The 4,759-nt window shown below is 72.9% G+C and carries 4 protein-coding genes; all 4 read left to right on the forward strand.

The genetic code is table 11. From position 1 onward, the window contains the following. Positions 1–1,135, forward strand: a 1,135-nt coding sequence (locus ICN82_RS20775; protein WP_193187171.1) for an ABC transporter permease, incomplete at its 5' end; no start/stop codon positions are given. A 57-nt stretch (positions 1,136–1,192) separates the two neighbouring features. Next, positions 1,193–2,047 carry a uroporphyrinogen-III C-methyltransferase gene (gene cobA, locus ICN82_RS20780; RefSeq protein ID WP_193187174.1) on the forward strand — a complete coding sequence of 285 codons (855 nt, stop codon included), beginning with the start codon at positions 1,193–1,195 and terminating at the stop codon, positions 2,045–2,047. Then, positions 2,044–3,354 (forward strand): cobyrinate a,c-diamide synthase, encoded by a 1,311-nt coding sequence (locus tag ICN82_RS20785; RefSeq protein ID WP_193187177.1) that lies wholly within the window; start codon positions 2,044–2,046, stop codon positions 3,352–3,354. Before cobA ends, ICN82_RS20785 begins: the two co-directional genes overlap by 4 nt. 28 nt (positions 3,355–3,382) lie before the next feature. Then, positions 3,383–4,600 carry an MFS transporter gene (locus tag ICN82_RS20790; RefSeq protein ID WP_193187180.1) on the forward strand — a complete coding sequence of 406 codons (1,218 nt, stop codon included), beginning with the start codon at positions 3,383–3,385 and terminating at the stop codon, positions 4,598–4,600. Positions 4,601–4,759 lie beyond the last annotated feature (159 nt).

Raw genomic sequence — 4,759 nt, forward strand, 5'->3', positions numbered from 1 at the left:
GGCGCTGCGATGGGCGGTCGCCGCCATCGGCGGCCCGCGCGAGGAAACGACCTCCGTGGTCCTGTCGCTGGGGCTCGGCCTCGCCGTGCTGGCGGCGGTGGGGCAGATCGACCGCAACCTGCGCGACGCGATCCAGCAGGACCTGCCAGAGCGGGCGCCCTCCTATTTCTTCATCGACATCCAGCCCGACCAGCTGGAGGGATTCCTTGACCGGGTGGAAAACGACCCGGCGGTCGCCCGCGTCGATACCGCCCCCAACCTGCGCGGCGTGATCACGCAGATCAACGGCCGCCCGGCGCGCGAGGTCGCGGGCGATCACTGGGTGGTGCGCGGCGATCGCGGGCTGACCTATTCGGCCGCGAAACCCGACAACGTGACCATGGCCGAGGGCGCGTGGTGGCCCGAGGATTACGACGGCCCGCCGCTGGTCAGCTTTGCCGAGGAGGAAGCCCGCGAAATCGGCGTCGGCATCGGCGACACGATCACCATCAACGTGCTGGGCCGCGAGATCACCGCGACGATCAGCTCGCTGCGCGTGGTGGATTTCTCCACCGCCGGGATCGGCTTCGTGCTGTCGATGAACCCTGCCGCCTTGGCGGGGGCGCCCCATACCCATATCGCCACCGTCTATGCAGAGGAGGCGGCGGAGGCCGCGATCCTGCGCGATCTTGCCACCGCCTATCCCAACATCACCGCGATCCGCGTGCGCGACGCCATCGACAACGTGACGCGCGTGCTGTCGGGGATCGCCGCGGCCACCAGCTGGGCGGCAGCGGCGACGCTGCTGACCGGGTTCGTCGTGCTGATCGGCGCGGCGGCGGCGGGCGAACGGGCCCGCGTCCAGGAGGCGGCGATCCTCAAGGTTCTGGGCGCCACCCGGGCGCGGATCCTGGCCAGCTTCGCGCTGCGCTCCGCGCTGCTGGGCGCGGCGGCGGGGCTGGTCGCGCTGGCGGCCGGGGTCGCGGCCGGCTGGGGCGTGATGGTCTTCGTGATGGAGGCGCCCTTCGCCGTCAACTGGGGCTCGGGCATCGCCATCGTGCTGGGCGGCATCGCCGCGGTGCTGGTCTCGGGACTGGCCTTCGCCTGGCGGCCGCTGGCGGCACGGCCCGCGCGGGTGCTGCGCGCCCGCGACTGAGGCGGGCGCGGCACGGTTGCCCCTTGCGCAGCCGGGCCGTTCTGTCAATGAAGCGGGATGACCGACCGCTTTCCCCTGCCCCCGGGCGACTGGCCCGTGATGCAACCCGGCTGGGTCTGGCTCTGCGGGGCCGGACCGGGCGATCCGGGGCTGATGACGCTGAATGCGCTGAACGCGCTGAACCAGGCCGACGTGATCGTCTATGACGCGCTGGTCGATCCGCGGATCCTCGACTGGGCGCGCGGCGATGCCCTGCAGATCTATGCCGGCAAGCGCGGCGGCAAGCCCTCGGCCGTGCAGAAGGACATCTCGCTGCGCCTCGTCGATCTGGCCCGCGACGGCAACCGGGTGCTGCGGCTGAAGGGCGGCGATCCCTTCGTCTTCGGCCGCGGCGGCGAGGAGGCGCAGACGCTGGTCCAGCATGGCGTGCCGATCCGCATCCTGCCGGGCATCTCGGCGGGGATCGGCGGGCTGGCCTATAGCGGCATTCCCGTGACCCATCGCGACATCAACCAGACGGTCGCCTTCGTCACCGGCCATGACCAGTCGGGCGAGACCCCGCAATCGGTCGACTGGCACGCGCTGGCGCGCGCCGCGCAGGTCATCGTGATCTACATGGGCGTCAAGCATATCGGCCGGATCTCGGCGGAACTGATCGCCGGAGGGCGCGACCCGGCCGACCCGGTGGCCGTCGTCACCGATGCGACCACGCCGCGCCAGAAGGTGCTGGAGACGCGCCTGGACCGGGTCGAGGCCGATATCGCCGCCTCCGACCTGGAACCGCCCGCGATCATCTGCGTCGGCCGCGCCGTGCTGATGCGGCAGGTGCTGGACTGGCAGGGCATGGCGGCGGGCGCGCCGCCGCGCAACACCGACCCGCTGGGCCGGGGCCGCGCCGCCGAGGAGAAATGACCCGAGGCCGCGGGCTGATCCTGGCCGCGCCCGCCTCCGGCTCCGGCAAGACCACGGTGACGCTGGGGCTGCTGCGGGCGATGCGCGACCGGGGCGTGCCGGTGCGCGGCGCGAAATCCGGCCCCGACTATATCGACCCGCGTTTCCACGAGGCGGCCAGCGGGCGGCCCTGTCCCAATCTCGATGCCTGGGCGATGGCGCCCGCGCAGCTGCGCGCGCTGGCTTCCGGTCCGGGGCTGCTGCTGATCGAGGGGGCGATGGGCCTGTTCGACGGCGCCCCCCCCGATGGCCGCGGCGCCACGGCCGATCTGGCGCGGCACCTGCGCCTGCCGGTGGTGCTGATCGTCAATGCCGCCTCCATGGCGCAATCGGTGGCACCGCTGGTCGCGGGCTTCGCCGCGCAGGACCGCCAGGTCGCTGTGGCGGGCGTGATCCTGAACCGGGTGGGCAGCGCGCGCCACGAGGCGATGCTGCGCCGGGCGCTCGCCCCGCTCGGCCTGCCGGTGCTGGGCGCGGTGCCCCGCAGCGCCGAGATCGCCCAGCCCTCGCGCCATCTGGGGCTGGTGCAGGCCGCGGAGCGCGCCGACCTCGACGGTTTCCTGGGATGCGCCGCCGCGCTGGCCTGCGCCCATATCGACCTCGATGCGCTGCAGGGGCTGGCCCGCCCCCTGCCCGCCGCACCGCCATGCCCGGCCCCGCCGCCGCCCGCGCAGGTGATCGCCGTGGCACGGGACCGCGCCTTCGCCTTCGCCTATCCGCACATGCTGGAGGCCTGGCGTGCCGCGGGGGCCGAGGTCCGGCCGTTCTCGCCGCTGGCCGACGATCCGGTGCCCGCCGCCGACCTGGTCTTCCTGCCCGGCGGCTATCCGGAGCTGCATGCCGGCGCGCTGGCCGCCTCGCGCGATTTCCTGCCCGGCCTGCGCGCCGCCGCCGCGCGCGGCACGGCGATCCACGGCGAATGCGGCGGCTACATGGTGCTGGGCGACGGGCTGACCGATGCCGACGGCACGCGCCATCCCATGGCCGGGCTCCTGCGGCTGGAAACCAGCTTTGCCGCGCGCCGGCTGCATCTGGGCTATCGCAGCCTGGCGCTGCGGCACGGGCCGTTCCGCGGGGCCTGGGCCGGTCACGAATTCCACTACACCACGACGCTGCGTGCCACCGGAGAGCCGCTCTGCGACGCAGCGGACGCCGAAGGCGAGCCGCTGCCTCCCATGGGCCTGTGCGCGGGACCGGTCACCGGCTCCTTCGCGCATCTCATCGCACCCCTGCCGCCGGGGGTTCCCAAGCCCGCGCTGCCGGTCTAGGTCCGTCGGGGCCAAGCGGAGCACCCCGATGACCCAGACCCCTGCCCCTTCCGATGACCGCCGCGCGCGGCGCAACACCGCCGTGCTGGTGGCCGCAATGGCGGTGCTGGGCAGCCAGATCACCATGATCTTCGTCATCGGCGGATTGGCGGGACAGATGCTGGCGCCCAATGCCTGCCTCGCCACGCTGCCGATCTCGCTGATCGTCTTCGGCTCGATGACCACCGCGCCCTGGCTGTCGCGGCTGATGCAGGCGCGCGGGCGGCGCACCGGCTTCGTCATCGGCGCGCTCGGCGGGCTGGGCGGATCGGCCATCGCGGCGGCCGGGCTGTGGCAGGGCAGTTTCGCGCTGTTCCTCGCGGGCTCCTATTTCACCGGCATCTACATGTCGGCCCAGGGGTTCTACCGCTTCGCCGCCGCCGACGGCGCCTCGGACGCGTTCCGGCCCAAGGCGATTTCCTATGTCATGGCGGGCGGGCTGGTTTCGGCGATCCTGGGGCCGCAGCTGGTCAAGATCACCCATGATCTCTTCGTGGTGCCCTTCCTCGGCAGCTACCTGGTGGCGATGACGATCAACCTGGCGGGGATGGGGCTGTTCGCGCTGCTCGATCTGCCGCGCCCGGCCCCGCGCGCCCTGGGCGCCCTGCCCGGCCGCACCACCCGCCAGATGCTGGCCCGCCCCGAGATCCGCGTGGCGATCATCTGCGGCATGGCCAGCTACGGGCTGATGAACCTGGTGATGACCTCGACGCCGCTGGCGGTGATCGGCTGCGGCCATCCGCAGGGCAGCGTCTCGGACATCGTGACCTTCCACGTGCTGGCGATGTTCGTGCCCTCCTTCTTCACCGGCCACCTGATCGCGCGCTTCGGGGCGGTGCCGGTCGTGGCGACCGGGCTGGCGATCCTCGGCGTGGCCGGTACCGTGGCGCTGTCCGGCGTCGATCTGGGCCATTTCTTCGCCACGCTGATCCTGCTGGGGATCGGCTGGAATTTCGGCTTCATCGGCGCCACCGCGATGCTGTCGCAGCATCATGCCCCCGAAGAGGCCGGGCGCATCCAGGGGATCAACGACGCGCTGGTCTTCGGCTGCGTGACGCTGGCCTCGCTGGCCTCGGGCGGTCTGATGAACTGCGCGGGCGGCAGTGCGGCCGAGGGCTGGAGCGCCGTCAACATGGCGATGGCGCCGGTCCTGGCGCTGGCGGGGGGCGCGCTGATCTGGCTGGTTCTGCGCCCGCGCGGGGCCTGAGCCGCTACCAGCCGCGCAGCCGGTGCAGCAGCAGCGTCGCATCGCGCCGGAAGGGAGACGGCTCCAGCCGCCCCGCCGCGACGCGCTCCGGATCGCGGCGGACCTGTTCCAGCACGCCCCTCGCCTGCCAGCCCGCCAGCAGCGCCGGATAGGCGGCCC

Origin of the sequence: Mangrovicoccus algicola (assembly GCF_014903745.1) — a bacterium.
Taxonomy (GTDB): Bacteria; Pseudomonadota; Alphaproteobacteria; order Rhodobacterales; family Rhodobacteraceae; genus Mangrovicoccus; species Mangrovicoccus algicola.

Coding starts and splice junctions, on each gene's coding strand:
- cobA (WP_193187174.1), top strand. CDS start 1,193: ATGACCGACCGCTTTCCCCTGCCCCCGGGCGACTGGCCCGTGATGCAA.
- ICN82_RS20785 (WP_193187177.1), top strand. CDS start 2,044: ATGACCCGAGGCCGCGGGCTGATCCTGGCCGCGCCCGCCTCCGGCTCC.
- ICN82_RS20790 (WP_193187180.1), top strand. CDS start 3,383: ATGACCCAGACCCCTGCCCCTTCCGATGACCGCCGCGCGCGGCGCAAC.